General features: G+C 62.6%; 19 protein-coding genes. 5 read left to right on the top strand and 14 right to left on the bottom strand.

What is annotated here, in order from left to right; genetic code table 11:
• The first annotated feature begins 76 nt into the window (after positions 1–76).
• Complete coding sequence (locus Q1B16_RS07000) at positions 77–1,171, top strand: AI-2E family transporter (RefSeq protein ID WP_299785874.1); 1,095 nt, start codon at positions 77–79, stop codon at positions 1,169–1,171.
• Positions 1,172–1,292: 121 nt separating this feature from the next.
• Entirely contained in the window at positions 1,293–2,690 is a 1,398-nt protein-coding gene (locus Q1B16_RS06995) for a Hint domain-containing protein (RefSeq protein WP_299785872.1), read from the top strand.
• Positions 2,691–2,701: 11 nt separating this feature from the next.
• On the opposite strand, the gene Q1B16_RS06990 is transcribed toward Q1B16_RS06995, so the two are convergent.
• From Q1B16_RS06990 to Q1B16_RS06975, 4 genes are all read right to left on the bottom strand, one after another.
• Positions 2,702–3,409 (bottom strand): DUF5765 domain-containing protein, encoded by a 708-nt coding sequence (locus Q1B16_RS06990; protein ID WP_299785870.1) that lies wholly within the window; start codon positions 3,407–3,409, stop codon positions 2,702–2,704.
• Positions 3,410–3,494: 85 nt separating this feature from the next.
• Positions 3,495–4,946 carry a ribosome biogenesis GTPase Der gene (der, locus tag Q1B16_RS06985; RefSeq protein ID WP_299785868.1) on the bottom strand — a complete coding sequence of 484 codons (1,452 nt, stop codon included), beginning with the start codon at positions 4,944–4,946 and terminating at the stop codon, positions 3,495–3,497.
• 79 nt (positions 4,947–5,025) lie between these two features.
• Positions 5,026–6,354 (bottom strand): PQQ-like beta-propeller repeat protein, encoded by a 1,329-nt coding sequence (locus Q1B16_RS06980; RefSeq protein WP_299785866.1) that lies wholly within the window; start codon positions 6,352–6,354, stop codon positions 5,026–5,028.
• A 50-nt stretch (positions 6,355–6,404) separates the two neighbouring features.
• Positions 6,405–7,061 (bottom strand): hypothetical protein, encoded by a 657-nt coding sequence (locus Q1B16_RS06975; RefSeq protein WP_299785864.1) that lies wholly within the window; start codon positions 7,059–7,061, stop codon positions 6,405–6,407.
• 345 nt (positions 7,062–7,406) lie between these two features.
• Between Q1B16_RS06975 and Q1B16_RS06970 the strand changes: the two genes are divergently transcribed.
• Positions 7,407–8,702 carry an efflux RND transporter periplasmic adaptor subunit gene (locus Q1B16_RS06970; protein WP_299785862.1) on the top strand — a complete coding sequence of 432 codons (1,296 nt, stop codon included), beginning with the start codon at positions 7,407–7,409 and terminating at the stop codon, positions 8,700–8,702.
• Positions 8,699–12,469: an efflux RND transporter permease subunit gene (locus Q1B16_RS06965; protein ID WP_299785860.1), complete on the top strand. Its 3,771-nt coding sequence runs from the start codon at positions 8,699–8,701 to the stop codon at positions 12,467–12,469. The genes Q1B16_RS06970 and Q1B16_RS06965 overlap by 4 nt, the downstream gene beginning before the upstream one ends.
• Positions 12,470–12,488: 19 nt before the next feature.
• Here the strand turns inward: Q1B16_RS06965 and Q1B16_RS06960 are convergent, their stop codons facing one another.
• Positions 12,489–14,303 carry an ABC transporter ATP-binding protein/permease gene (locus Q1B16_RS06960; RefSeq protein WP_299785858.1) on the bottom strand — a complete coding sequence of 605 codons (1,815 nt, stop codon included), beginning with the start codon at positions 14,301–14,303 and terminating at the stop codon, positions 12,489–12,491.
• Between the two features lie 62 nt (positions 14,304–14,365).
• Complete coding sequence (locus Q1B16_RS06955) at positions 14,366–15,925, bottom strand: helicase HerA-like domain-containing protein (RefSeq protein ID WP_299785856.1); 1,560 nt, start codon at positions 15,923–15,925, stop codon at positions 14,366–14,368.
• 461 nt (positions 15,926–16,386) lie between these two features.
• Here Q1B16_RS06955 and Q1B16_RS06950 point away from each other — a divergent pair, with 461 nt between their 5' ends.
• Positions 16,387–17,064: an invasion associated locus B family protein gene (locus Q1B16_RS06950; RefSeq protein ID WP_299785854.1), complete on the top strand. Its 678-nt coding sequence runs from the start codon at positions 16,387–16,389 to the stop codon at positions 17,062–17,064.
• 45 nt (positions 17,065–17,109) lie between these two features.
• Here Q1B16_RS06950 and lpxB read toward each other — a convergent pair whose 3' ends face one another.
• The 8 genes from lpxB to rseP form a co-directional block, all read right to left on the bottom strand.
• A complete protein-coding gene (gene lpxB / locus Q1B16_RS06945) occupies positions 17,110–18,264 on the bottom strand; it encodes a lipid-A-disaccharide synthase (RefSeq protein WP_299785852.1) in 1,155 nt (384 codons plus the stop codon).
• Positions 18,264–19,166 (bottom strand): UDP-2,3-diacylglucosamine diphosphatase LpxI, encoded by a 903-nt coding sequence (gene lpxI, locus Q1B16_RS06940; protein WP_299785850.1) that lies wholly within the window; start codon positions 19,164–19,166, stop codon positions 18,264–18,266. The genes lpxB and lpxI overlap by 1 nt, the downstream gene beginning before the upstream one ends.
• A gap of 3 nt (positions 19,167–19,169) precedes the next feature.
• Positions 19,170–19,955 (bottom strand): acyl-ACP--UDP-N-acetylglucosamine O-acyltransferase, encoded by a 786-nt coding sequence (lpxA, locus tag Q1B16_RS06935; RefSeq protein WP_299785848.1) that lies wholly within the window; start codon positions 19,953–19,955, stop codon positions 19,170–19,172.
• Positions 19,952–20,413, bottom strand: coding sequence for a 3-hydroxyacyl-ACP dehydratase FabZ (gene fabZ, locus Q1B16_RS06930; RefSeq protein ID WP_292066995.1), 462 nt, complete (start codon positions 20,411–20,413; stop codon positions 19,952–19,954). The genes lpxA and fabZ overlap by 4 nt, the downstream gene beginning before the upstream one ends.
• 61 nt (positions 20,414–20,474) lie before the next feature.
• Positions 20,475–21,056, bottom strand: a complete 582-nt coding sequence (locus Q1B16_RS06925; RefSeq protein WP_299785845.1) for an OmpH family outer membrane protein — start codon at positions 21,054–21,056, stop codon at positions 20,475–20,477.
• On the bottom strand, positions 21,057–23,282 hold the full coding sequence (gene bamA / locus Q1B16_RS06920) for an outer membrane protein assembly factor BamA (RefSeq protein WP_299786036.1): 2,226 nt from the start codon (positions 23,280–23,282) through the stop codon (positions 21,057–21,059).
• A 201-nt stretch (positions 23,283–23,483) separates the two neighbouring features.
• A complete protein-coding gene (locus Q1B16_RS06915) occupies positions 23,484–23,642 on the bottom strand; it encodes a hypothetical protein (protein ID WP_299785843.1) in 159 nt (52 codons plus the stop codon).
• 110 nt (positions 23,643–23,752) lie between these two features.
• The gene (gene rseP / locus Q1B16_RS06910) at positions 23,753–25,096 is read right to left on the bottom strand and encodes an RIP metalloprotease RseP (RefSeq protein ID WP_299785841.1); all 1,344 of its coding nucleotides are present in this window, start codon (positions 25,094–25,096) and stop codon (positions 23,753–23,755) included.
• Between the last annotated feature and the right edge of the window lie 3 nt (positions 25,097–25,099).

Below are 25,099 nucleotides of genomic sequence, written 5' to 3'. Positions count from 1 at the left end.
TCTGGTAGACATCGTATTTCGATGCGTACCTGAATGTGTCTGAACACCGACGCGTTACAATAAATAGGAACGCCATATGTCCGAAATGTCCGAAATCGCACCCAAAGGTCCGCATTGGAGCACGAAAGGCCTGTTCGTCATTGCGGTGGGCGTAATCATCGTTCTCGCCCGAAGCTTCCTGATGCCGCTCGTTTTGGCGTTTCTGCTGTCGCTGACATTCTCACCGGTGCGTCGCTGGTGTGAGCGGCGGCGTGTGCCGGACGGAGTTTCCGCCGCCGTCATCGTCATCGGCCTTCTTGCGGTGTGCGGTGCGGCCATCGGCGGTCTTTCCGGACCGTTGCAGAACTACGCGGAAAACGCGCCCAGCATCATGCGCGACGTGGAGGTCAAGCTTCGCGGAATCAGCGATCTGGTAAATCAGGTGTCCGAGGCCAGCGACAAGGTCGAAGAATTGGCGGACGCTGGCGATCAGACCCCACAGCTCAAGGTCGATACTGGACCGGGGCTTCTGACCCAGGCTGCGATCACCGTGCCATACGTGATCGCGCAACTTCTGCTGACACTGGTGATGTTGTTCTTCCTGATCGCGTCGGGCGATATGTTCTACGAGAAGATCGTGGCCGTGAATCCGACGTTCCGTGACAAACGGCGCGCAATCGGAATCGTGTACGATATAGAGCGCAAGATCAGCCGTTATTTCCTGACGATCACAACCATCAATGCCGGTCTCGGCCTCGCAGTGGGTCTTGCGTTCTGGGTCCTGGGAATGCCCAATCCTGTGCTTTTCGGCGCCATGGCATTTGCCTTGAACTTCATCCCTTTTTTGGGCGCCATTGCCGGTGTTCTGATCTCGTTCGCGATCGGTATCGTCACCTTCGATACCGTCGGTGCGGCCGTTGTTCCTGCACTCGTGTATTTCAGCCTGACCAGCATAGAAGCGCAATTCGTGACACCCTTTGCCGTCGGACGCAGCCTGAAACTGAACCCCGTTGCAGTCTTCGTGGCCGTCGCGTTTTGGGGATGGGCGTGGTCGGCGGTGGGCATGTTCATCGCGGTTCCGATCCTCATCGTGGTCCGAGCGTTTTCCGAAAAGGTCGAGGGCTTGAACGGTTTGGGGATCTTTTTGTCCGGGCGCGGTGACGATATTACGGAGCCGTCGCCGACAGCCTGAGCTTCCAACGTGAACTGGAGTGGACCAGTAAAAGTGTCCGGAAAATCCGTTTGTCTGATCACAGCTGATTAACCCGCCCCCGATAATGTCACCGGGCAATCAGGTAGACATCGGGCCAACAATGACGACCTACATCATCGTTTCGAAGGATCAGGTTCCTCTCGGCCCGAACGAACTGCACGCGGGCCAATCGATCACGGTAAATGATGGCGATATCTTCATCATCGATCCATCCGCAGACGCCAACATCACCTTCGCCTCTGCAGGTCCCGGTCCTACGACGTTCGACATCCAGGTCGCAGGTTCGAACAGCAACACTTTCGACATCAAGGTCGGAGCCGATCTGACGGCGCACGTCGGCATTGCGGACAACGCTGATCTGTCCGGCATCAAGCTCGATGCGACAGCAAGCGATGCGCTGACCCTGACTGCGGGCGACAACGTCTCCTTCGGGCAGATGGACGGATCGACGAATGGTCCGAACACCATCACTTTGGGCGACGGGTTCTTTACCGACAAGGACTGGAAGCTGGGCGGTAGCGCCGACACGGTCACGGTCGGCGATGACGCGACCTTCAAGAATATCGACGCGGGTGCGGGCAACGACACGATCGTCTTCGGAGATCGCGCCAAACTCCACGACATGGACACCAAGGCAGGGAATGACAGCGTCACGTTCGGGGATGATCTGGTCGCCAATGCGGTCAAGACAAGCGATGGCAATGACACGATCAGACTGGGCGTCCGCCCGTCGGTGAACAACCTCGACGGCGGAAGCGGGTATGACACGCTTTACGCTCAAGACAACGCACATACTGCCAAAAATATCGAGCAGACCCAGTTCGTTTGCTACGCGCCGGACACGAGAATAGACACGCCATCGGGGCCATCCCGGGTCGCCGATCTGACCATTGGCGATCTGGTCGACACGCAGGATGCGGGCCCCTGTGCCATCAGGTGGATCAGATCCAGCCATCACGCGCTGGATGGGGTCGCGACTGCAAACAAACCCATTCTGATCGGAACCGACGCGCTTGGCCCCGGGTTGCCCGGGCGGGATCTGATCGTGTCGCCCCAGCACCGCATCCTTGTCGGCGGGCATGGTCAACTCGAAACCCGGTTCGACCGTGAATGTTTCGTTCCGGCCAAGGCGCTGACGGGGTTGCCGGGCATCCGGCAGATGCGGGGCAAGCGGGCGATCACATGGGTCCATTTCGCGCTGGATCGGCACCACGTGATCCGCGCCAACGGTCTGCGATCGGAGTCGCTTTACCTTGGGCCGATGGTCGTTCAGTCGTTGACCCCGGAAGAGCGATCCGATCTGCACGAGGTTTTCGCATGTCGGCGCGATGACGGCTCGCTGAACGGCCCCGCCGCACGTCCTTTTCTGACGGTCCAAGCGGCGCGGCGGATGCTACTGGGGAATTTTTCCCGGCGTCATCCATCCATCTCCGCCGCCCCTCTTGAACGCGGCACATCCGGGCGGGCACAGAACGGCTCTGCGGTGCGGTGCTTTTGAGTGGGGTCGGGTCAGGCCGTGACCGGTTGATGCGCTTTGAATAGTCTGACCCGGACAAACGGGCTCAGCGCGATGAGCAGGATCCCGATGGAGAACAGGCACCAGATGGCGGGCATTTCGTTGGGATTGTCGGTGAGCCACCGGGCGACCAGCGGTCCCGCCACCGCGTGAAACGCCACGAAGCGCCATGCGCCGTAGACCAAGGGCAGGACAAAAACAGTCAGCATGTAGGGCGGGAATTGCACCGGCAGCCCGAGGCTCCGCCACAGATCGTTCAGCGGCACCTGCCACCCGATATGCCACTCGCCGGAAACCAGGCACCACGCCGCGCCGCACAGGATATCGCCGGGCCGGCACGCGCCAAGCGCCTCGATCGGCACGAGACGGAAAAGCATGATGGCCGTTGCCAGCGCGCTCAGCCCGTAGACCCATCGCTGCGTGCGAACGGATACGGGCTCGGGCGCGATGGCCATCGCAAAGGCGTTGATGAACAGCGGCTGAAACGCGATGTGCAGATAAGAGAGTTGCGTGATGACGCGGTTCTCGGGCAACCCGCATTGATCCACAAAACTGTAGCCAAGCGCCTGTAGCCCTTCCATGACGGTGAAATAGCCCATCGTGAGCCAGATCGCCTTGGGATCGCCGCGCATATAGGTGATCGCCGTGGCCGCCCCGCCGATGGCCACCATTCCGACCGAGGCTGTTTCACTCCAGCACATATCCCGACCTCCGCTTGGGGTCGGGAGTTAAGCAAGGCGCGGCCCGGATTGTCACGCGAAAAACGCAGGGCGGGCCAAACGACGCTCAGCCGCGGTTCTTGCCGAGGTGCTTTTTAAGCGCGCCCGCGTTGCGTTCGCGGCGTCCCTTGTAGGGGTTCTTGTCACCCTGCCCGCGCAGCGTCAGGCGGATCGGCGTTCCGGGCATGTCGAAATCGTCCCGCAAGCCGTTCACGAGATAGCGCTTGTAGCTTTCGGGCATCTTGTCGGGATGCGAGCACATGACGACAAAGCCCGGCGGGCGGGTTTTCGCTTGGGTCATATAGCGCAGCTTGATCCGCTTGCCCTGCGGCGCGGGGGGCGGGTGTTGTTCGACCATGCCACCCAGCCAGCGGTTCAACTGCGCCGTGGTCACGCGACGATTCCAGACGTCATGCGCCTTGACGATAGCCGCTTGCAGGCGGTCCAGCCCGCGTCCGGTCTTGGCGGATACGGTGACAAGCGGCGCACCGCGAAGCTGCGGCAAGAGGCGTTCGAACTCCTCTTTCAGCATCTTCAACTTGTCCTGCTTGTCGTCTTCCATGTCCCACTTGTTGACCGCGATCACAACTGCACGGCCCTCGCGTTCGGCCAGATCCGCGATGCGCAAATCCTGACTTTCGAACGGAATGGCAGCGTCGAGCAGGACAACGACCACCTCGGCGAATTTCACCGCGCGCAGGCCATCGGATACAGACAGCTTTTCCAGCTTTTCCTGCACCTTAGCCTTCTTGCGCATCCCCGCCGTGTCGAAGATGCGCATATGCACGCCGTCCCATTCCGTCTGGACAGAGATGGCGTCACGGGTGATCCCCGCTTCTGGCCCGGTCAGTAGACGGTCCTCGCCGAGGATCTTGTTGATCAGGGTGGACTTGCCCGCGTTGGGCCGCCCCACCACGGCGATTTGCAGCGGCTTGGCCTTGGTGATCGCGCGCGGTGCGTCGGGATCGTCTTCGCCCACATCGACCTCGGTCTCGGGTGCGTCCGCGTCGGCGCGTTCCTTGAACGCATCGGCGAGCGGTTGAAGCACGCCATAGAGATCCGGCATCCCTTCGCCATGTTCGGCGGAGATGCGCAGCGGTTCGCCAAGACCAAGCCCGTAAGCTTCGAGCACACCGGCCTCGGCTGCGTTGCCTTCGGCCTTGTTGGCACCAAGGATCACGTGGGCGGAGCGTTTTCGCAGGATCTCGGCCAGCACCTCGTCGGCGGGGGTGACACCCACGCGCGCGTCGATCAGGAAAAGACAGATGTCGGCCATGTCCACCGCGCGTTCGGTCAGCTTGCGCATCCGGCCCGGCAGGCTTTCGTCGGTTGCCTCTTCCAGACCGGCGGTGTCGATCACGGTGAAGCGCAGATCGCCCAGCTTGGCCGCGCCTTCGCGCAGGTCGCGCGTCACGCCCGGCTGGTCATCGACCAAGGCAAGCCGTTTGCCGACCAGTCGGTTGAACAGGGTCGACTTGCCGACATTGGGTCGACCGACGATGGCAAGGGTGAAGGACATGGGCGCGCAGGGCTCCGGTTTGGGCTTCGATTGAATTCGAGCCGCCCGCCTAGCCTATTTCCCGCGCCTGTGAAAGGGGTCAGCGATAGGCGTGCAGCACACCGTTGGTCGACACGACATAGAGCGTGCCATTCGCCACCACCGGGCGCGTTGTGGCACCGCCCCGGATCTCGGTCTGGCCGATCAGGTCGCCAGAGGCCGGATCGAAGGACCGGATCAGCCCGTCCGAGGACGCCACGATCAGACGCCCGCCCGCGAGGATCGGCCCGTGATTGGTGTAGGCCGAATCGCGGCGTCGCTGCGGACGGCGTACGGGTTCGTAGCCCGGCAGGTCCACCGCCCAGATTTGCGAGCCATCGGTGGCGTCGAGACGGATCAGTTCGTTGAGGTCGGAGACGAAATAGACCGAGTTGCCCGCCGGCCAGACCGGGTCGAGCGCGCCGTGCTGTGCCGTCCAGAGGCGTTCGCCGGAATTGATGTTGAGCGCCACGACGCGTCCTGAATGATTGCCCGCATAGACCGTGTTGCCCGCGATCACCGGGTAACCGGTGATGTCATCGACCAATGCGATGGCAAATCCCTTGCGCGCGCCCACGATGTCCACGCTCCAGAGCCGCAGACCACCCTGGCGGAACGCGCCTTGCACGGCGCCACTGCCGAACGAGAACACCACATGGGTGTCATCCACGGCGGGAGGCGCGGCGCCGGCGACGTTGCCGATGTCGCCCAGCCCGTCGGACTGCCAGCGAACACGGCCGTCGTACGCCTCGATCGCCCAGGCGGTGCTGTCCCCGGCGACGACATAGACCAGCCCGCCATAAACGGTGGGCGCGCCCGTTGCGGTGGCCTGAAGTTTTTGCGTCCAGATTTCCCGACCGGTTGCCGCGTCGATGGCCGACAGCGTGCCAAAGCCGGAGGTCACGTAAAGCCGCCCGTTGTCATAGGCCAGACCACCCGCCAGCGCTTGCGACGCGTCATCGCGCAGCGGCACCAAGCTATAGGACCAAAGCGCGGCCCCATTCGTGGAGGTGGCAGAGACCCGTCCGGCGCTGTCGATGGTGAAAATGCGCCCGTCGGCCACGACCGGATCGGTGATGATCCGCGCGCGGCGCCGGTCGCCCTGCCCGATCGACGTGGACCAGATCGGCGTCAGGTTCGCGGACAGCGCGGCATTGGCAACGCGGGAGGATGGGCTGACATGGCTTTGCGCCCAGGAGGCGTTATTGACCGTCGCGGGAAGGTTTGCCGGCGCGGTGACGTTGGCAGAGACCGCGGAGGTACCCGCGTCGTTCTCTTGCAGGATTTCCCGCACGCCGAGCCGTTCGCCCGGCAGGATGACCTCGCGTTCCGTGCAGGCCGCCAGAAGGCCGGTTGCCACCACGCTTGCCAGGATAAACTTTGCTTGCACTGCCCTGCCCTCGTCTTTTTGTCGCGTCGCGGCTCTTATGAGCCTACCGATCAGGACGCCTCGATCTCGCCCCCCAGCGCCACAATCAACTGAGAAGCGCGTCGGCGCAAGCCTGCTGTCAGTTCAGAGTCCGCCAGAAGTGCGGTGAGCCGCGTCAATGCGGCCTCGGTGTTTCCGGCCTCGATGTCCAGAAGCGCCAGTTGCTCTTCCGCCAGAAGGCGCAACGGCGCGCCCGGGCTGGCCATCGCTTCGAACGCGACACGGCGTTCATCCGCGCTCAGTGGTGTTTCGGGGCGCGTGAGCGCTTTGAAGCTCGCGATCTGGCGGTAAATCTCGGGCAGATCGCCGTTGGTCGCCGTCGCGTTCAGACGTTGCGACGCGGCTTCGCCGTTGCCGTCAAGCGCCTCTTCGGCAGCGATCAGCATGTCGAGCACTGCGGCACCTTCGGCGGTAGGTGCGTCGATCTGGTCGAGTGCCGCCACGCGGTCGGCCGCTGCGTCGTTTTCAAGCGCGGCAAGGATCGCGTCGCCGAAGGCTTGCGCGCGCGCTGCTTCGGTCGCGCGGCTGTATTCGCGATAGGCGGTGCCGCCCACGAGCAAAAGCACCAACAGAACCGCAATCCAGCCATAGCGGCGCATCAACCCGAAAAGCCGGTCGCGACGGACCTCTTCGGTCACTTCGTTGATGAAACTGTCTGTGTCGCTCACCGGTAGGCCCCCTTTGACGTGCGTTTCTTGCCGAACGCGCGTGAATTTCGCCCCTCATACCGCGCTGCGGCGCAGGTGCCAAGCCGGGGTTTTGAGCGTGTGAAATCAAAAACGTTACCCGCATCGTGCAACACGGATGCTGAAATACTGTGCGAGCAACGTCACACCAATTTCTGTCGGACAGGTGAACTGTTCCGTTCAACTTGAAAAGACTGCACGTCAACTCTAATCTGGAAAGGGTAATTTTAATATGTCTTTTGACGTGTGGCGAGATCGAATAACGCACCACCACGCCACGCGGTCAGTACCCGCAGAACGATAAAAAGCAGGCACAAGGTCCGTCCGATGCGTATAGTCCCCCTGATCACGGCCAGTCTGGTTGCGGCTGTCCTTTTCGGCCTGGTCATCGAACGCGAGCGCTTTTTTGCGCTGGTCTATGACCTGAGCCCGCGCGAGGACGTCTCTGAGCCCGTCGCCGCCGCCCCCGAGGCCGAACCTGTTGAGGCGGAGCAGGCCGTCGCCGATGGCGTCGTGCGCGTCATGGCGAAACGGTCGGTGGCGACCGAGATCGACACCCAGGTGCGACTGCGCGGCGAAACCGAAGCGGCGCGGGACGTATCCGTTGTCGCCGAGGTCAGCGGCAAGATCATCTCGCCGCCTTTGCGCAAGGGGGCGTTCGTTCAGGAAGGTCAGCTTTTGTGTTCCATCGATCCGGGCACACGCCAATCCAGCCTGGCCGAGGCGCAGGCCCGTCTGGCCGAGGCCCGTGCACGCCAGCCAGAGGTTGAGGCGCGTATCCCCGAGGCAGAGGCGCGATTGGCCGAGGCGCGGGCGCAGCTGGAGGAGGCGCGCATCAATGCTGTCGCCGCCGATCGGCTGAGCCAAGGTGGCTTTGCCAGCCAGACGCGGGTCGCAAATACCGAAGCCGCGGTGCAAAGCGCGCAGGCCGCGATCAGCACGGCAGAAGCCGGGGTCAAGGCGGCAGAGGCGGGTTTGGATGGCTTGCAGGCCAGCATCGAATCCGCCGAGGCCGCCGTCATCCGCGCCCAGACCGAACTCGACCGCTTGCAGATCACGGCGCCTTTCTCGGGCGTTCTTGAGACCGACACCGCCGAACTGGGCAGTCTTTTGCAACCGGGTGGTCTCTGCGCCACGGTGATCCAGCTCGATCCGATCAAGGTGGTGGGCTTCGTGCCCGAAAATGCGGTCAGCCGTGTCGAGGTCGGCGCGATGGCCGGGGCGCGGTTGAACGAAGGCCCGGACCTTCAGGCGCGTGTGAGCTTTCTGTCCCGGTCCGCCGATCCGACGACCCGAACCTTCCGGGTGGAACTGACCGTGCCGAATCCGGACCTCGCCATTCGCGATGGGCAAACAGCCGAGATCCTGATCCAGTCCCGGGGCGTCATGGCGCATGTGCTGGCCGCATCCTCGCTGACGCTGAACGACGAAGGTACCTTGGGCGTGCGGACGATCGACGAGAACAGCGCCGCCCTCTTCATGCCGGTCGAGGTTTTGCGCGATGCGCCCGAGGGCGTTTATGTCACCGGCCTGCCCGATCAGGTCGACGTGATCACCGTCGGGCAGGAATTCGTCACCGATGGCGTGACCGTTGCCCCCAGTTTTGAAGAGGTCATCCAATGACCGGGATCGTCGATTGGGCCGCCGAACGTGCGCGCATGGTGTTGGCCTTCATCGCGCTGTCCCTGACCATCGGTTACTTCGCCTACGATCAACTGCCCAAGGAAGGCGAGCCGGACATCGAAATCCCGGCACTCTTCGTTTCGACCGTGTTTCCCGGCATCTCGGCGGCGGACAGCGAGACGCTTCTGGTCAAGCCGATGGAGACCGAGCTTGCCGATCTTGACGGGCTCAAGACCATATCGGGCACCGCGGCCGAGGGGTATGCGGGTGTCGCGCTGGAGTTCGAGTTTGGCTGGGACAAAACGCGGGTCATGGCCGATGTGCGCGACGCGATGAACAAGGCGCAGGCCAAGTTTCCCGACGGGGCCGAGCAGTATTCGATTAACGAGATCAACTTCTCCGAATTTCCCATCGTCATCGTGAACCTGACCGGCCCGGTGCCCGAACGCACCATGGCGCGGGTGGCGAAGGATTTGCAGGACCGGCTGGAGGGTCTTGATTCCGTTCTTGAGGCCGGGATTGCGGGAAATCGCGACGAAATGCTGGAGGTGGTGATCGATCCACTCAAGCTCGAAAGCTACAACGTCACGGCAAGCGAGTTGATCAATGTGGTCCAGAACAACAACCAGCTGATCGCGGCGGGCGAAGTGCGTAGCGATCAGGGAAGTTTCGCGGTCAAGATCCCGTCGAGTTTCGACGACCAGCGCGATGTCTATGACCTGCCCGTCAAGGTGAACGGCGACCGCGTTGTCACGCTGGGCGATCTGGCGACGATCAACCTGACCTTCGAGGATCGCGAAGGCACGGCGCGGTTCAATGGCGAGAAAACGCTGGCCTTGCAGGTGGTCAAGCGCAAGGGCTTCAACCTGATCGACACGGCGGATGCCGTGAAGGCCGAGGTCGCCGCCGCCGAAGCAAACTGGCCGCCGGAATTGCAGGCGGCGGTCACGGTGGGCACGTCCAACGACCAATCCCGTATCGTGAACAGCATGGTGCGGCAGCTCGAGGGCTCTGTTCTGACGGCGGTGGCACTAGTGATGATCGTGGTACTTGCCGCGCTTGGCCTGCGGGCGGCGCTGCTTGTGGGGTTCGCGATCCCGACCTCGTTCCTGCTTTGCTTCGTGTTTCTCACGATCATGGGGGTGAGCATCTCGAACATCGTGATGTTCGGTCTCATCCTCGCGGTGGGGATGCTGGTCGACGGCGCCATCGTCGTGGTCGAATACGCCGACAAGCGGATCAGCGAAGGCTCAGGCCCGATGCACGCCTATGTCGAGGCAGCCAAGCGGATGTTCTGGCCGGTGGTCAGCTCTACCGCAACGACACTTTGCGCCTTCCTTCCGATGCTCTTCTGGCCCGGTGTGCCGGGGGAATTCATGGGGATGTTGCCGGTCACGCTGATCTTCGTGTTGTCGGCATCCCTCGTGGTGGCGCTGATCTACCTGCCGGTCATGGGCGGAGTGACCGGGCGCTTTTCGCGCATGCTGGACCGCGCCTCGCAGGGATTGCGCGCCCGTACGTCATGGATCGTGCGCGCAGTGATGGTGCCGGTGGTTCTGGGCATGCTGTTCCTTGGGGCGCTGATGCTGCTCGATCCCGGATTCCTGTTTCCGCCAATCTCAGACGGCGCTCTCGCGCATCTTCCGGGCGTGGTTCTGTTTCTCATCGGATCGGTGCTGGCCTCCATCGTGCTGGATGCCGCGTCGATCAAGTGGAAACGCACCAAGATCGAAGGGCGTCGCCGCCGGACGGTGTTCGGCCATTTCATCAAGTTTATCGCCGGCAACCCCATCATGCCGATCGTTGCCGGGATCGCGGTGCTGGCGTTCGTATTCAGCGTGTTCACCTATTTCGGCCAGAACAACAATGGCGTGGAATTCTTTGTCGAATCCGAGCCCGAACAGGCCATCGTCTACGTGCGCGCCCGCGGCAATCTCAGCCTAGAGGAGAAAGACGCGCTGGTGCGGCGCGCCGAACAGATCGTTCTGGCCCATCCCGGCATCAAAAATGCGTTTTCCTTTGCGGGCGAAGGCGGCCTGAATACCGATTCGAGTGGGTCTGCCGTGCCAAAAGACACCATCGGCCAGGTCCAGCTCGAGACCATTCCGTGGGAAGACCGCGCGGATCGTCCCGATCTCGATGGCGATATCGTGCTCGAAGAATTGACGGAACAGCTTCAGGCCATTCCCGGTGTCCAAATCGAGATCCTGTCCCAGAATATGGGCCCGGCGAATGGCAAGCCCGTGCATCTGAGGCTCAAGGCCGAGGATTGGGACACGCTGGTAGCCTCCACCATGCAGGCCCGCGAAAAGTTTGAATCGACACCCGGTCTAACCCTGATCGAGGACACGTTGCCCCTGCCCGGCATCGACTGGCAAATCGACGTTGATGTCGAAAAAGCCGGCCGCTACGGCGCCAATGTCGCTGTGGTCGGCGCAATGGTGCAGCTTGTCACGCGCGGCATCCTCCTTGACACGATGCGGGTGGACAGTTCGGACGAAGAGATCGAGATCCGTGTGCGTCTGCCCGAAGAGGAACGGTTCCTGTCCACGCTCGACACGCTGCGGGTGCGAACCGAGGACGGGCTGGTGCCGCTCTCCAACTTCATCACCCGCACGCCGGTGGCGAAACTGGCCGAGATCAACCGCGTCGATCAGAAACGCTATTTCGACGTGAAGGCGGATGTGCTGCCCGGACTGTCGAAGGTGGTTGTGGACGGGGGTGGCGGCCCGGCAACCCTAACAGTCCTGAAAGAGCGCGACGGCGGTGCCATCGAAGGCCCGAATGGGACGCGTTATGATCTCCTTGATCCTAGCGCTTCGACAGAAGCCAGTGTCACCCAAGCGCTTGAGGACGGCGCGCGGATCGTTCCGGTCAATGCCAACGAACGTATCGCCGAACTCACAACATGGCTTGAGACCGATCCGCTTCCCGGTGTGGACTGGGAATGGACCGGGGATCAGGAAGAACAGGCTGAAAGCCAAGCCTTCCTGAGCAGCGCCTTCATGGCCGCGCTCGGGCTGATGTTCATCATCCTGCTGGCGCAGTTCAACAGCTTCTACAACGCGGTTCTCGTGCTTCTGGCGGTGGTTCTTTCCACGACCGGCGTGCTGATCGGGATGCTGGTCATGGATCAGACCTTCAGCATCATCATGACGGGAACGGGGATCGTCGCCCTGGCGGGGATCGTCGTGAACAACAACATCGTTCTGATCGACACCTACCAGGAATACGCGCGCTACATGCCGCGGATCGAAGCCATCGTGCGCACCGCCGAGGATCGCATCCGCCCGGTCCTGCTGACCACGATCACCACCATGGCGGGCCTTGCGCCGATGATGTTCGGGCTTAGCCTCGACTTCTACGGCGGGGGGTATTCCATCGACAGCCCGACCGCGCTCTGGTGGAAGCAACTGGCGACCGCGGTGGTCTTCGGGCTGGGCATCGCGACGGTGCTGACGCTGGTCTTCACACCGTCGATGCTGGCCGCACGGGTCTGGTTCACCACCTACGCGCTGTGGTTCTTCCGGTTGCTTGCGCGCCTGGGGGGCGGCAAGGCCAGCCGTGCGGGCCGTGATTGGGCATTGCAGCGCGCGGCGAAGAAAATCAAATCGCCGACGATCCTTTGGGACGATGAGGATGTGCCGAATACCGAGTACGAAGACGGTCTCTCCAGCGCACCTAAGCTGGAAGACCTGAAGAACATCTTGCGTCTTCGGCAAAGTCGGGCCAACGACCCCAATCCCCCGATACAGGCTGCCGAATAACCCCCTCGGGTGACGCGGATCAGGCGGCTTCCTCTTCCTGCATCTGCCGGTTCCAGAGGGCCGCGTAACGGCCCTGCCGCGCCAGCAGACTGTCATGCGTGCCCTCTTCGACGACCCGCCCGTTTTCCAGCACGACGATCCGGTCGGCATCGGCGATGGTCGACAGCCGGTGCGCGATGGTAATGACCGTGCGGCCTTCACCAGCGAGCTTCAGCGCCCCTTGAATGGAGGACTCGGTTTCGGAGTCCAGCGCCGAGGTCGCCTCGTCGAGAATGAGGATCGGCGGGTTCTTGAGAAGTGTCCGCGCGATGCCGACGCGCTGTTTCTCACCGCCCGACAGCTTCAGACCGCGTTCGCCCACCATCGTGTCATAACCTTCGGGTAGCGACAAGATGAAGTCGTGGATCTGGGCGGCCCGCGCTGCGGCGATGATCTCGTCCTCGCTGGCATCGGCGCGCCCATAGGCGATGTTGTAGCGGATGGTGTCGTTGAACAGGACGGTGTCCTGCGGCACCACGCCGATCGCGTCGTGCAGGCTGTCCTGCGTGACGTCGCGCACGTCCTGACCGTCAATCTTCACCGACCCGCCGCTGACATCGTAGAACCGGAAGAGCAAACGCCCGATGGTGGACTTCCCCGATCCCGAGGGCCCGACAAGCGCCACGTTCTGCCCCGCCCCCACTTCGAGTGACACGCCCTTCAGAATGGGCCGTTTCGGATCGTACCCGAATTTCACATCGTCGAACCGCACCGCGCCTTGCGTGACATGTAAGTCAGGCGCATTGGGCTTGTCCGACACCTCCTGCGGCTGTTCCAGCAGATCAAACATCTCGCCCATATCGACAAGCGCCTGGCGGATCTCGCGATAGACCGTACCGAGGAAGTTGAGCGGCATGGTGATCTGGATCATGTAGGCGTTGACCATGACGAAATCGCCCACGGTCAGGGTGCCGTTCTGCACCCCAAGCGCCGCCATAACCATGACCGTGACCAGCCCGGCGGTGATGATGAGGCTTTGGCCAAAGTTGAGAAAAGCAAGCGAGGTCGCGGTCTTGACCGCAGCCCCTTCGTAGGCGCGCATGGAGGTGTCGTAGCGATCCGCCTCGCGGGTCTCGGCGCCGAAATACTTGACGGTTTCGAAGTTGAGCAGGCTGTCGATCGCCTTCTGGTTCGCGTCCGTGTCCTGTGCGTTCATCTCGCGCCGCAGGCGGACCCGCCATTCGGTGACCTTGAAAGTGAACCAGACGTAGATCACGATGGTCACCATGACGACACCCATGTAGCGCACATCGAGGAGGAACCACAGGAAGCCCATCACCAGCGCCAGTTCGAGGATCAGCGGCCCGACGCTGAACAGCATGAAGCGCAACAGGAAGTCGACGCCTTTCACCCCGCGTTCGATGATCCGGCTCAGCCCGCCGGTCTTGCGCGTGATGTGGTAGCGCATCGACAGGCGGTGGATATGTGTGAAGGTCTCGAGCGCCAGCGTGCGCAGCGCGCGTTGCCCGACCTTGGCAAAGACGCCATCGCGCAATTGCTGAAACCCGACATTCATCAGGCGCGCCATGCCATAGGCCAGCGTCAAGCCGATGCCGCCCAGCATGAGATCGGACACTTCACCGCTCAGCGCATCGACCGCACGGCCGAACAGAAGCGGCGCAAGCACGTTGACGATTTTCGCGGTGACGAGACAGACCAGCGCGATAACCACGCGCCGTTTGACCCACGGCTTGTCGGCCGGCCAGAGATACGGCCCGACCTTACGGATGGTGCGCAGGCCCGAACGGCGTTCGTCCGCGGCGATGTCGGCATCGGTTCTGGTATCGGTGGGCATGGATTGGCCTTCGTCTTGACGTGCGCCTTTCACTTAGCCCGGGGTCCGGCAAAGAACCAGTGCTAGCGGGCTTTGAAGAGCCCGCCCAGAATGCCACGCACGATGCGCCGCCCCGTCGTGCCCTTGAGTTCCTTCACGACGACATTGGCAATCGCCTCGCCGAAACTTTCGTCCTTACGGCTGCTTCGGCGGCTCCGGGTCGGTTGCGACGTGGACCGTCCGACGCGCGTGCCGGTGTAGCGTCGCCCGGCGATGTATTCGCGCATCGCCGCGTCGAGATCGGCTTCCTTGCGCTCGGCCTGTTCCGCGGCTTCGGCGGCCTCTTGCGTGCGGTGGGCCAGGATCTCGAACGCCGATTTCCGGTCGAGCTTGGTCGCGTATTTGTCGCCCAGATCGCTCGCGCCCATGATGCCGCCGCGTTCGGCGGGGGTAATGGGGCCAAGCTGCGAGGACGGGGGCCGGATCAGGGTGCGTTCAACCATGCCGGGGATCCCCTTGCGTTCGAGCAGCGAGGTCACGGCCTCACCCACACCCACTTCCCGGATCGCTTGTTCGGTGTCGAAGGCCGGGTTCTCGCGGTACGTCTCGGCCGCCATGCGCAGCGCCTTGCGGTCGCGAGCGGTGAAGGCGCGCAGCGCATGCTGCACGCGGTTGCCCTGCTGGCCGAGGATGTCCTCGGGAATGTCATCTGGGTTCTGGGTGATGAAGTAGACGCCGACACCCTTTGACCGGATGAGGCGCGCCACCTGTTCGACCTTGTCCACCAGCGCCTTGGGCGCGTCGTCGAAAAGCAGGTGCGCCTCATCGAAGAAGAAGACCAGCTTGGGCTTGTCCGGATCCCCCACCTCCGGCAGTTCCTCGAACAGCTCGGACAGAAGCCACAGCAGGAAGGTCGCGTAAAGCCGTGGCGACCCCATCAGCTTGTCGGCGGCCAGGATGTTGATCTGGCCCTGCCCGTTCGCGTCGGTGCGCATCAAATCCCGCAGCTCCAGCGCAGGCTCACCGAAGAAATCGGCGCCGCCCTGGTTTTCCAGTACCAGCAACCGCCGCTGGATCGCGCCCACGGATTGCACCGCGATATTGCCGTAGCGGAGCGATACGCTGTCCCGGTTTTCCCCCAGCCAGACCAGCATGGATTGCAGGTCCTTGAGGTCCAGAAGCGGAAGACCTTCTTCGTCCGCCACGCGGAACGCGATGTTCAGGATGCCTTCCTGCGCCTCTGAAAGCTCGAGCAGGCGCGAGATGAGAAGCGGACCCATTTCCGCGACCGTGGTGCGGATCGGATGCCCTTGATCGCCGAAGAGATCCCAGAACGTCACCGGAAAGGCGGAATAGGTGTAATCGTCGAACCCGATGGTGGCGGCGCGGTCGGTGAAGGGCTGATGCAGTTTGAAGTCGGCGCTGCCGGGTTTCGACAGCCCGGACAGATCGCCTTTCACATCAGCCATGAAGACCGGAACACCGTGGGCCGAAAACCCTTCGGCGAGGATCTGGAGTGTCACGGTTTTCCCGGTACCGGTGGCGCCGGCGACAAGACCGTGCCGGTTGGCGTAATCCAGGCGCAACCACTGTTTGGTGCCGTAGCCCTCGCCTCCGCCGCCGACAAAAACACCATTTTCCATGAGCATCCCCTCAACCCTGCATTCAGGCTCCGAACATACAATCTTAACCTTTTGCCGCCAGTATGTTTTTTGCCCGAACCGTTTTGATCCTCTTGCAGTTCGGGCAATCCTCCCTGTTGGACTGGCCGCGCTGCGAGGCGCGGCCCTTTTTTGTGAATTCACGTTTGAATTTTGCCTGTTGACGCTGTGGATTTCATTTCGTAGCGTCACCGCAATAATAGTCGGCCGGTCCGACAGGGAGCACGAAAGGGAAGACGCACCACTGCGGCTTCCCTTTTACTTTCAGGCACATGCAAGATGGCATTCACGCATCACGCGAACTTTCGAGGTTGAAACACCCGTCGGTTTAAGCTGCAAGAATCCGCCGTACGGGCAGTCACCTCTTTGCGATTGGGCCTGACACTCTGCGCTCTCCATGATAACGCACGCTCAAACGTGACCGATGCTTCGGAGTAGACTTTATGACCAAACCGCTCTTTCTTCTGACCACGATCGCAAGCCTCACCCTGGCAGGCTTTTCGATGGCGCAAGAGAATACCACCAACGAAGAGGCTCCGGCAGCGAATGCCCCTGCCGAGGAGGCCCCCGCGGCGGAGACCCCCGCCGAAGACGCACCGTCGAGCAGCGAGGACCTGTCGGTTCTCGATACCGGCGAGCCGGTGAACGATGCGGCCTCCAATGACAACACCTATGTCAAGGCAACCCACGGTGACTGGGCGGTTCAGTGTCTGCGCGTCGAGGAAGGCCCCGAGCCTTGCCAGATGTACCAACTGTTGAAAGACCAGAACGGCGGCAACGTGGCCGAGGTCAGCATCTTCCGCCTCAACAATGGTGGACAGGTCGCGGCGGGTGGTACCTTCGTTGTTCCGCTCGAGACGCTGCTCACCGAAAAGCTGAACGTACGTGTCGATTCCGGTCAAGCCAAGCGCTATGACTTTTCCTTCTGCACCGCCGTTGGCTGTTATGCCCGCGTCGGCTTTACCGCCGAAGACGTGGCTGCGTTCCGGCGCGGTGCCGCGGCCAATGTGACGATCGTTCCGGCCCTGGCGCCGGATCAGCGCGTCACCGTGACGATGTCGCTGTCGGGTTTCACCGCAGCCTATGACGAGATCACGGCGCTGGAACAGCCGCAACAGTAACGCGAAGTTACACGGATTGATGATACGGGGGCTGGGTCGCGGGACTCAGCCCCCGTTTTGATTGAGGCCGTCGAGCACCGCCAGCGCCGCGCGTTCTCCGGGGGGCAACCCGCCCTGCCCCAGCCGGTCCATCGTCAGCGCCATCGCCGCGCGTTGCGCGTCGGGGGACTTCAAGATCGCCAGCACCGCGTCGGCAATCGGGCCAGGTTGGCACTTCGCCCCGATAAATTCCGGCACTACGCGGGTGTCGGACACGAGGTTGACCAGCGTGACCGTGTCCACCCGCAGCATCCGCCCGATGATCTGACGCGAGAGCCAGTTCATGTCATAGGCGATCACCATCGGCGTCTGCGCTGCCGCCAGTTCCAGTGACACCGTGCCCGACGCCGCCACCGCGACATCGGCCGCAGCGAAAGCCTCCTGTTTGACGCTCATGCCATCACTGACCGGGTTAATCACATGCGGTTTGACCGGCCAGGTTTCTATCGCCTCTGCCACTATCCCGGCCACGTTGGGCGCGGCGGGCAGGACGAAGGCCAGATCGGGCCGGGCCGCGTGCAGGCGGGACATCACGTCCGCGAAGATCGGCAACAGGCGCGACACCTCACTGCGGCGCGATCCCGGCAGGATCAAGGCCAGCGGCGCGGCGCCGATCCCCATGGACTGACGGAACTGCGCGGTCTCGGCCTCGGTCGCGACCGGGTCTGTCACGACCGGGTGCCCGACGAAATCGCAGCGCATGCCTGCGGCTTCCATATAGGGCGGCTCGAACGGCAGCAGGGCCAGCACCTGATCGATGTGCCGCGCCATCCTCTTCGCGCGCCCCGGTCGCCAGGCCCAAACCGTCGGGGCCACGTAATGCACCGTTCGGACGTCGCTGCGTTCCTTGACCAGCTTGGCCACCCGCAGGCCAAATTCCGGCAGGTCGATGGTGACGAGCACATCCGGTTCCGCCGCGATCACGGCGTCGGCGGTCTGGCGAATGCGCGCCTTGAGGGATCGGTATTGCGACAGGATCTCGGTGATCCCCATGATCGAGATTTCGTCCATCGGGAACAGGCTGTTGAGACCTTCAGAGAGCATTCGGTCGCCGCCAATGCCCTCGAACGTCACCTCCGGCGCATGCTTGCGCAACCCCGCCATCAGCGCCGCGCCCAGCTTGTCGCCCGATGCCTCTCCCGCGACAACAAAAACCCGCATCAGGCGCCCTTTTCCCGAACCCAGAGGAACAGGCCCAGCGTGTCGCAACGCGCAACGGTTTTCGCCCGGTCGAGAACCATCACACCGCCCGCTTCGATCACGATGCCCGACAACCCCGCCGCCGCAACCGCATCCGGTGTGCCGGCCCCGATCACCGGAAGGTCTGCGCGCCGGTCCTGGCCGGGTTTGGGCGCTTTAAAGAGGATGCCCCCATCCGACACGGAGGACCCACCGGTCAGCCAGTCCGTCGCGTCGCCCAAGAGACCACCGAACATATCGCTGGCCGTGTTGATCGGATTGCTCAGGAAATCACCCCCGCCAGCGGTGCGGTCCCGTGCCAGCCGGGTCAGCATCGCGTCCGTGCCCGCCGCGTCTTCGCGCGCCAGAACCGTGTCACCGCGCACGACGCAGGCCTGCCCCGCATCCCGCGCGCCCATCGCTGCAACAGTGCGTTCGCCAAGCCGCGCTTCGACCGTGTTCTGCGGTATGTAGGATTTGAGCGTCAGCACACCTTCGGCGGGCAACAGGTCCGGCACCAGATCATCTACGGCGGCGATGCGAAGGCCCGCTTCCTCGAAAAGATCCATCACGATGCGCAACGCGCCGTCGTCGCCCGAGGTCAGCGCGGTTTGCAGCCGGGGCACCATCGGCGCGGTCTTCGCGTCCAGACGGGCCGGGTCAATCGGCGGACGCCGGATCGCGCCGCACAGACAGACCTGCGTCACCCCGCGCGCCTTCAGCGTGTCCATCAACGTGCCGAGCGTTTCGAGGTGAAAGGTCAGGTCGGCGGCCAAGCCGTCGGGCTCAAAGCCATTCAACACGCAAACCAGTGGTCGTTGGTCCTGGGCTTTGGCCACGATGCGTGGCAACCGGCCCTGACCGCAGATCAGCGCGAGCGTCATCGCTCAGCCCGGTGTCAGGAAGGACCGGTCGGTGTCCCCCAGAATGAAGTCGACGATGTGGTGCACGTAGTCGCTGTCGGTCTCCTCACCGAGCCGCCGCGCGCGATCCTGAAACGCCCCTTCGCCCTGTGCCAACATCTGGAACGCGGCGCGCAGGGCGGTGATGTCTGCGCGGCTGACACCCTTGCGCTTGAGACCGACGAGGTTCAGCCCATCCAGTCGCCCGCGATCTGCCTGCACGAGGCCGTAAGGAATGACGTCATTCGTCACCATCGTGACCGCGCCGATGATGGCGCCCCGTCCGATCCGCACGAATTGATGCACGCCCGAAAGCCCGCCGACGATCACGTCGTCTTCGAGAACACAATGGCCCGCAAGCGCCGCGCTGTTGACCACGATCACCCGGTTGCCGATCTGCACGTCATGCGCGACGTGACAGCCCGCCATGAACAGGTTGTCGTCCCCCACGCGCGTCACACCGCCCCCGCCTGCTGTGCCGGTGTTCATCGTGACGTGTTCGCGGATGCGGTTGCGGGCGCCGATGATGAGGCTGGTCTTTTCGCCGTCGAACTTGAGGTCCTGCGGGATTTCTCCGATCACGGCGAAGGGAAACACCTCGGTTCCTGCGCCGATGGAGGTCTGGCCGGTCACGACCACATGGCTTTTCAGAACCACATTGTCGGCCAGCACCACTTCGGGGCCGACATGGCAAAACGGTCCGATCTCGCAACCCGCGCCGATCTGCGCGCCGTCCTCGATGACCGCGCTGGGATGGATCCGTGCCGTCACGCGGGCAGGTCCATCATGGCCGAGAATTCGCACTCTGCCGCCATCTCGCCATCGACCGTGGCGACGCCGCCGAATTTCCAGACCTTGCCGCCCGGCTTGCCGCGCAGCGTCGTCAGCCGCATCTCGAGCTGGTCGCCGGGGATCACCTTGCGACGGAATTTGCATTTGTCGATGGCCATGAAATAGATCAGCATGTCCTTGTCCGCGAGGTCCAGCGCAGTGCCCACCATCACCGCCGCCGTCTGTGCCATCGCTTCGATGATGGTGACGCCCGGCATGATCGGCGTGCCCGGGAAATGCCCCTGAAAATGCGGCTCGTTCATCGTGACGTTCTTGATGCCAAGCGCGGATTGCGTGCCGTCGATCTCTTCGACCCGGTCCACAAGAAGAAACGGATAGCGGTGCGGCAGGATGCGCTGAATCAGCTGAATATCGGCGCGAAGAAGCGTGTCGCTCATGGGGCGTCCTTTTGAATTTGGTGCGCTGTGAGTAGCAATCCCGATGCCGGGGGGCAAGGTTTCAGGGGCGCAAGGGCAGGATCGCTGCCCCTTCGCCGAATTCCGCGTTGACCCGACCGATCGCCTGTTCGGTGATGTCGACGGAATCGACGCTCAGAAGAACCACCCGGCGGTCCAGAACCGCGACGGCGCCGCTTTCTTCCATGAGTTGCAACAGGATCGGCTGAGCTGCGGTGAGCAAGGCACGCCGCGCCTCTTCATTACGTTGTCCCACAGCACGGGCCTTTTCGTCCTGCTCGCGACGCAGGCGCTGAACCTTCTCGTCGAACGCCTCGGCGCGGGCACGGAACTCCGTCGGGTCAAGCGTGTCGCGCAATTCGGTCAGTTCGCGTTCCTCGTCGGTCAGCTCCGCCTCGATCCGGCGGTTCTCTGCGGCGATCTCAAGGCTCTCTTCCTCGATCTCGCGCGCGATCCGCTGGCCGAAATCGCTTTGGGCATAAAGCGCTTCGGGCGCGACCGTCAGGATCAGGCTTTGCACGACGCCGACATTTGACAGGCCGCCATCCTGCTGGGCCGAGACCGGTGAGACGCAAAGAAGCGCTCCGAAGAGCGCTCCTGTCCATGTGCGGAAGACTGAAACCATTTAGAACTGCGTGGAGATGGTCAGATCGAAGGTCTGTTCTTCGTCGAACTCTTCCTTGCTCAGGGCTTCGCTGAAGTTGAAGCGCAGCGGTCCGAGGGGCGTTGTCCAAAAGACCGAGACACCCACCACCTGACGGGCCGAGAAGTCTTCGTAGAGCACGTTGTCGTTGGTCTCTTCCAACCCCCAGAGGCTGCCGACGTCGTAGAATACGCCACCCGAGATGCCGTATTCCTCGGGCAAGGGCAGCGGGAATTCCGCCTCGAAGCGCGCAACGGCAAAGTAGTTGCCGCCCAACGCGTCGTTGACGTCGCCCGGCCCCACTTCACGCGGACCGATGCCACCGCCTTCGAAGCCGCGCATCAGATTGGAGCCAAGCGCAAAGCGATCCGTCACGCGCGACGCGCCTTCCGAATAGCTCAAGGCACCGGCCTGAAGCGTGGCGCGCAGTGTCACCTCGTCATTATAAACCTTGGTCTGCGCCACCGCGCGCAGCGTGCTTTCGATATAGGTGCTGTCGCCACCCAGTCCGCCGAAATCCTGGCCGAATTCGAACAGAACACCGGCGTTGGGGTTCAGCCCCGTGCGCCGCGTGTCGTAGCTGTAGCGATAGCCGACAAAGCTGTCCCAGATCTCTCCGCGGGCCGCTTCGGCGGTGATGAGCGATCCGACCTCTTCGGCGAGATCGGTGATTTCGGAGTACCGCGCACCGTAGCGCAGCGCGAGTCGCCCGTTCTCGGAAACCGGGAAGGTGAACCCGGTCGAGAAGTTGCCGATCGCGGTGTCGTATTCCGCGTTGTCATTATCGGTCTCAAGATAATTCAGGCTGAAATTGAAGGCGACATCCCGTCCGAGGAACGCCGGTTCGGTGAAGCTGAAATTGTAATTCGCCGAATCCGTGCCACTGGTCACGCCAAGTGCAAGTTGCTGACCGCGACCGAGGAAGTTGCGTTCGCGGAACGTGATCGCCGCGCCGAAGCCGCTGCTGGTCGAATACGACCCGCCGAAGCTGAGAGAGCCGGTGGGCTGTTCCTCGACATCGACATCGATGATGACCTGCTGCGGGGTCGATCCCTCGCGCGCTTCGACCTGCGCATCGCCGAAGAAGCCAAGCGCGCGCACGCGTTCGGCGCTTTCGCGGATTTCGCGGGGGTTGAACGGATCGCCTTCGACCACGCGGAATTGACGGCGGACAACCCGATCAAGTGTGGTGGTGTTGCCCTCGATGTCGATGCGTTCGACGAAAATGCGCTCGCCTCTGGTCAGCAGGAATTCCACGTCCAGCGTCAGATTGCGGTCGTTGCGGGTGACACGCGGCTCGACGCGAACGAAGTTGAGACCCTCGCGGATCGCCAGACGCTCCAGCCGGGCGATTTCCGTTTCAACGGCGGTCGGCGAGTAAACGCGTCCTGGGCGCAGACGGATGGCTCTCTGGAACACATCCGGATCCACCTCGGCCAGATCGGAGGTCGCCGTCACTTCGCCGAAGGTGAACTGCTGCCCCTCTTCTACATTGAAGGTGATGAAATAGGCGTCGCGTTCCTCGCTCAGCTCGGCATTGACGCCGGTGGTGCGGAAATCGACATAGCCGCGCGACTGGTAGAAATCGCGCAGGACCTGCCGGTCGAATTCGATGCGATCCTCAATGAACGTGTCCGACTGGACCAGCGCCCGGAAGATACCCGCCTGCTTGGTTTCGAGAACGCGGCGCAGACGGCTGTCGCTGAACACCTGGTTGCCGGCAAAGCCGATGCGTTCCACTTCCGACACGCCGCCTTCGAACACCTCGAACACCAGATCAACGCGGTTGTCGGAGCGGCGGATGACCTTGGGTTGAACGCGGGCAGCGATGCGGCCCTGCTGGGAATAGGCTTCGGTGATGCGGGCCGCGTCCGCTTCTGCGGTCGACGGGCTGAACACGCGGCGCGATTCCGATTGCACGATCGAGCTGAGCAGGTCGTCATCGACGCGGGAATTGCCCTCGAAAGTGATGCGGTTGATCGTCGGGTATTCCACGACGCGCACCACGAGCGTGTTGCCGCGTGGTTCGATCTCAACACTTTCGAACAGACCGGAGGCGAGAACCCGCTGATAACCATCGTTCAGTTCGGCCGCCGAGACGGTTTCACCGCGCGCCACGCCAAGGAAACTGGCGATTGTGCCAGCCTCGATGCGCTGGTTTCCTTCGACGGAAATCGCGTTGAAGCGGAAGTCCTGCGCCTCCGCCATATCGGGCGATACGACGAAGCCGACACTCAGGGCAACGGAAGCAGCAATAAGAAGTGGACGAAATGAGGGTGTCCGCGCTGCTCGTCGCGTCACCTGCCCGCCTGTTTTATGTGTCATTGTTGGCAACCTACTCAGTCATCCTTTTACGGACGTGAGTACCCAGATTGCCTTGGCTTGTCAAAAGCGCAGACGCGCAAATGCTCAATAGCCGACGGGGTGTGTCATCGCCTCAATCATGAGCGTGCCGAGAAAGGCCCCGAGAAACAGAGAGGCAATGATCGCAAACACGTAAAGAAACCGATCCCAGTTGATGGAGATCAGCAGGCTGAACGACTTGTAGCCGTCTTGAATCGTTTGCATGTCACACCTCGGATACATTGTTCCAACCGAGGAAATGGCGGGGAAATGTGTCAGCAATCGGGCGGGAAATGGGACGATTCTGTGAAATCGACCCCATTTTCGCGGGCCGCTTACGGGCAGAAGAGGTCGTTCGACAGCGCGAACAGCATCAACGACAGAAGCATTGTCAGACCCACGGCCATGAGAACCCGCAGCGCCTTGTCGCTGGGCGGCTTGCCCGTCACCGCCTCGTAGGCGTGGAACACCAGGTGTCCGCCATCCAGCACCGGGATCGGGAAGAGGTTGAGCAGACCGACGGCGGTGCTCAGGACAGCGATGAACCAGATGAAGCTTGCCGTGCCTTGCGATGCCATCGACCCCGAGGTCTCGGCAATCCCGATTGGGCCAGACAGATTGCACGTGCTGATGGCCCCGGTGATCATGTACCACAAGCCGGACAGCGACCCGTCGATGATGCGTCCGGTTTGCTGGATACCGGACACGAAGGCGCTGATCGGGCCGGTCGTTTCGGTCGCGGGTTCGAAGAACATGCCTCCGACGAGCCCGATCCGGTAATTCGTCTGGAACGTGCCGTCAGGCTGCGGCTCGTCCGTGCGACGGGGGGTCATTTCGAGATCGCGAATCTCGCCGTCCCGCCAGACCTGAAAGCCCAGAGTCGCCCCTTCCGATCCTTCGACCGCCTCACGCAATTGGTCGAAGGCGTAGATCGTCGTGCCATTCACGGTGGTGATGATGTCGCCCGCGCGGAAGCCCGCGTCATCCGCGGCGGAACGCGGGATGATCTGCGTGGCAACCGGGGGATAGACGTATGGACCCTGCACCACCACTTCCTGCCCGTCCCGCAGAACGGTGTAGTCAAGATGCTCTTGCTCGGGAAGATCGTCGAGGAACGACTGGAAGCTGTCGGATTCGCTGAACGGGGGAAGATCGGTGCCTTCGATAGCGATGAGAACGTCTCCGACCTGAAGCTCGTTCTGTGCAGGAACGGCCCGCAATTCACCGACCTTGACCGGTTCCGTGACCTCGCCGCGCAGCATGAAGACGCCGGTGAAGATCAGGATGGACAGGGCGAAGTTGAAGATCGGACCCGCAGCGACCGTGGCCGCGCGCGCCCAAAGCGGCGCGCCGTTCATCGTGCGCCGTCGTTCGCTTTCGGACAGGGTTGACATCGCCTCTTCGTCCTTGCCACCGGACGCGTTGCTGTCGCCCTTGAACTTGACGTAGCCGCCCAGCGGCAGAAGCGCGAATTGCCATTTGGTCCCGCGCTTGTCGACGCGCGAGAACAGCACCGGACCGAAGCCGAGCGAGAACACATCCGCGTCGATCCCGGACCAGCGCCCGACGATGTAATGGCCGTATTCATGGATCGCCACGATGATCGACAAGGCGATAACAAAGGCGAGAAGGGTCCAAATCACACTACCAAACTGCGGCAGCAACGCTGCAATATCCAAAGC

This window comes from uncultured Marivita sp., assembly GCF_947488135.1.
In the GTDB taxonomy this organism is placed as follows: Bacteria; Pseudomonadota; Alphaproteobacteria; order Rhodobacterales; family Rhodobacteraceae; genus Marivita.
This window is presented reverse-complemented; position numbering and strand designations above follow the sequence as displayed.

Excerpts from the sequence above, each read along its gene's own strand:
- Q1B16_RS07000 (WP_299785874.1), top strand. The coding sequence starts at position 77 with ATGTCCGAAATGTCCGAAATCGCACCCAAAGGTCCGCATTGGAGCACG.
- Q1B16_RS06995 (WP_299785872.1), top strand. The coding sequence starts at position 1,293 with ATGACGACCTACATCATCGTTTCGAAGGATCAGGTTCCTCTCGGCCCG.
- Q1B16_RS06990 (WP_299785870.1), bottom strand. The coding sequence starts at position 3,409 with ATGTGCTGGAGTGAAACAGCCTCGGTCGGAATGGTGGCCATCGGCGGG.
- der (WP_299785868.1), bottom strand. The coding sequence starts at position 4,946 with ATGTCCTTCACCCTTGCCATCGTCGGTCGACCCAATGTCGGCAAGTCG.
- Q1B16_RS06970 (WP_299785862.1), top strand. The coding sequence starts at position 7,407 with ATGCGTATAGTCCCCCTGATCACGGCCAGTCTGGTTGCGGCTGTCCTT.
- Q1B16_RS06965 (WP_299785860.1), top strand. The coding sequence starts at position 8,699 with ATGACCGGGATCGTCGATTGGGCCGCCGAACGTGCGCGCATGGTGTTG.
- Q1B16_RS06960 (WP_299785858.1), bottom strand. The coding sequence starts at position 14,303 with ATGCCCACCGATACCAGAACCGATGCCGACATCGCCGCGGACGAACGC.
- Q1B16_RS06955 (WP_299785856.1), bottom strand. The coding sequence starts at position 15,925 with ATGGAAAATGGTGTTTTTGTCGGCGGCGGAGGCGAGGGCTACGGCACC.
- Q1B16_RS06950 (WP_299785854.1), top strand. The coding sequence starts at position 16,387 with ATGACCAAACCGCTCTTTCTTCTGACCACGATCGCAAGCCTCACCCTG.
- lpxB (WP_299785852.1), bottom strand. The coding sequence starts at position 18,264 with ATGCGGGTTTTTGTTGTCGCGGGAGAGGCATCGGGCGACAAGCTGGGC.
- lpxI (WP_299785850.1), bottom strand. The coding sequence starts at position 19,166 with ATGACGCTCGCGCTGATCTGCGGTCAGGGCCGGTTGCCACGCATCGTG.
- fabZ (WP_292066995.1), bottom strand. The coding sequence starts at position 20,413 with ATGAGCGACACGCTTCTTCGCGCCGATATTCAGCTGATTCAGCGCATC.
- Q1B16_RS06925 (WP_299785845.1), bottom strand. The coding sequence starts at position 21,056 with ATGGTTTCAGTCTTCCGCACATGGACAGGAGCGCTCTTCGGAGCGCTT.
- bamA (WP_299786036.1), bottom strand. The coding sequence starts at position 23,282 with ATGGCGGAGGCGCAGGACTTCCGCTTCAACGCGATTTCCGTCGAAGGA.
- Q1B16_RS06915 (WP_299785843.1), bottom strand. The coding sequence starts at position 23,642 with ATGCAAACGATTCAAGACGGCTACAAGTCGTTCAGCCTGCTGATCTCC.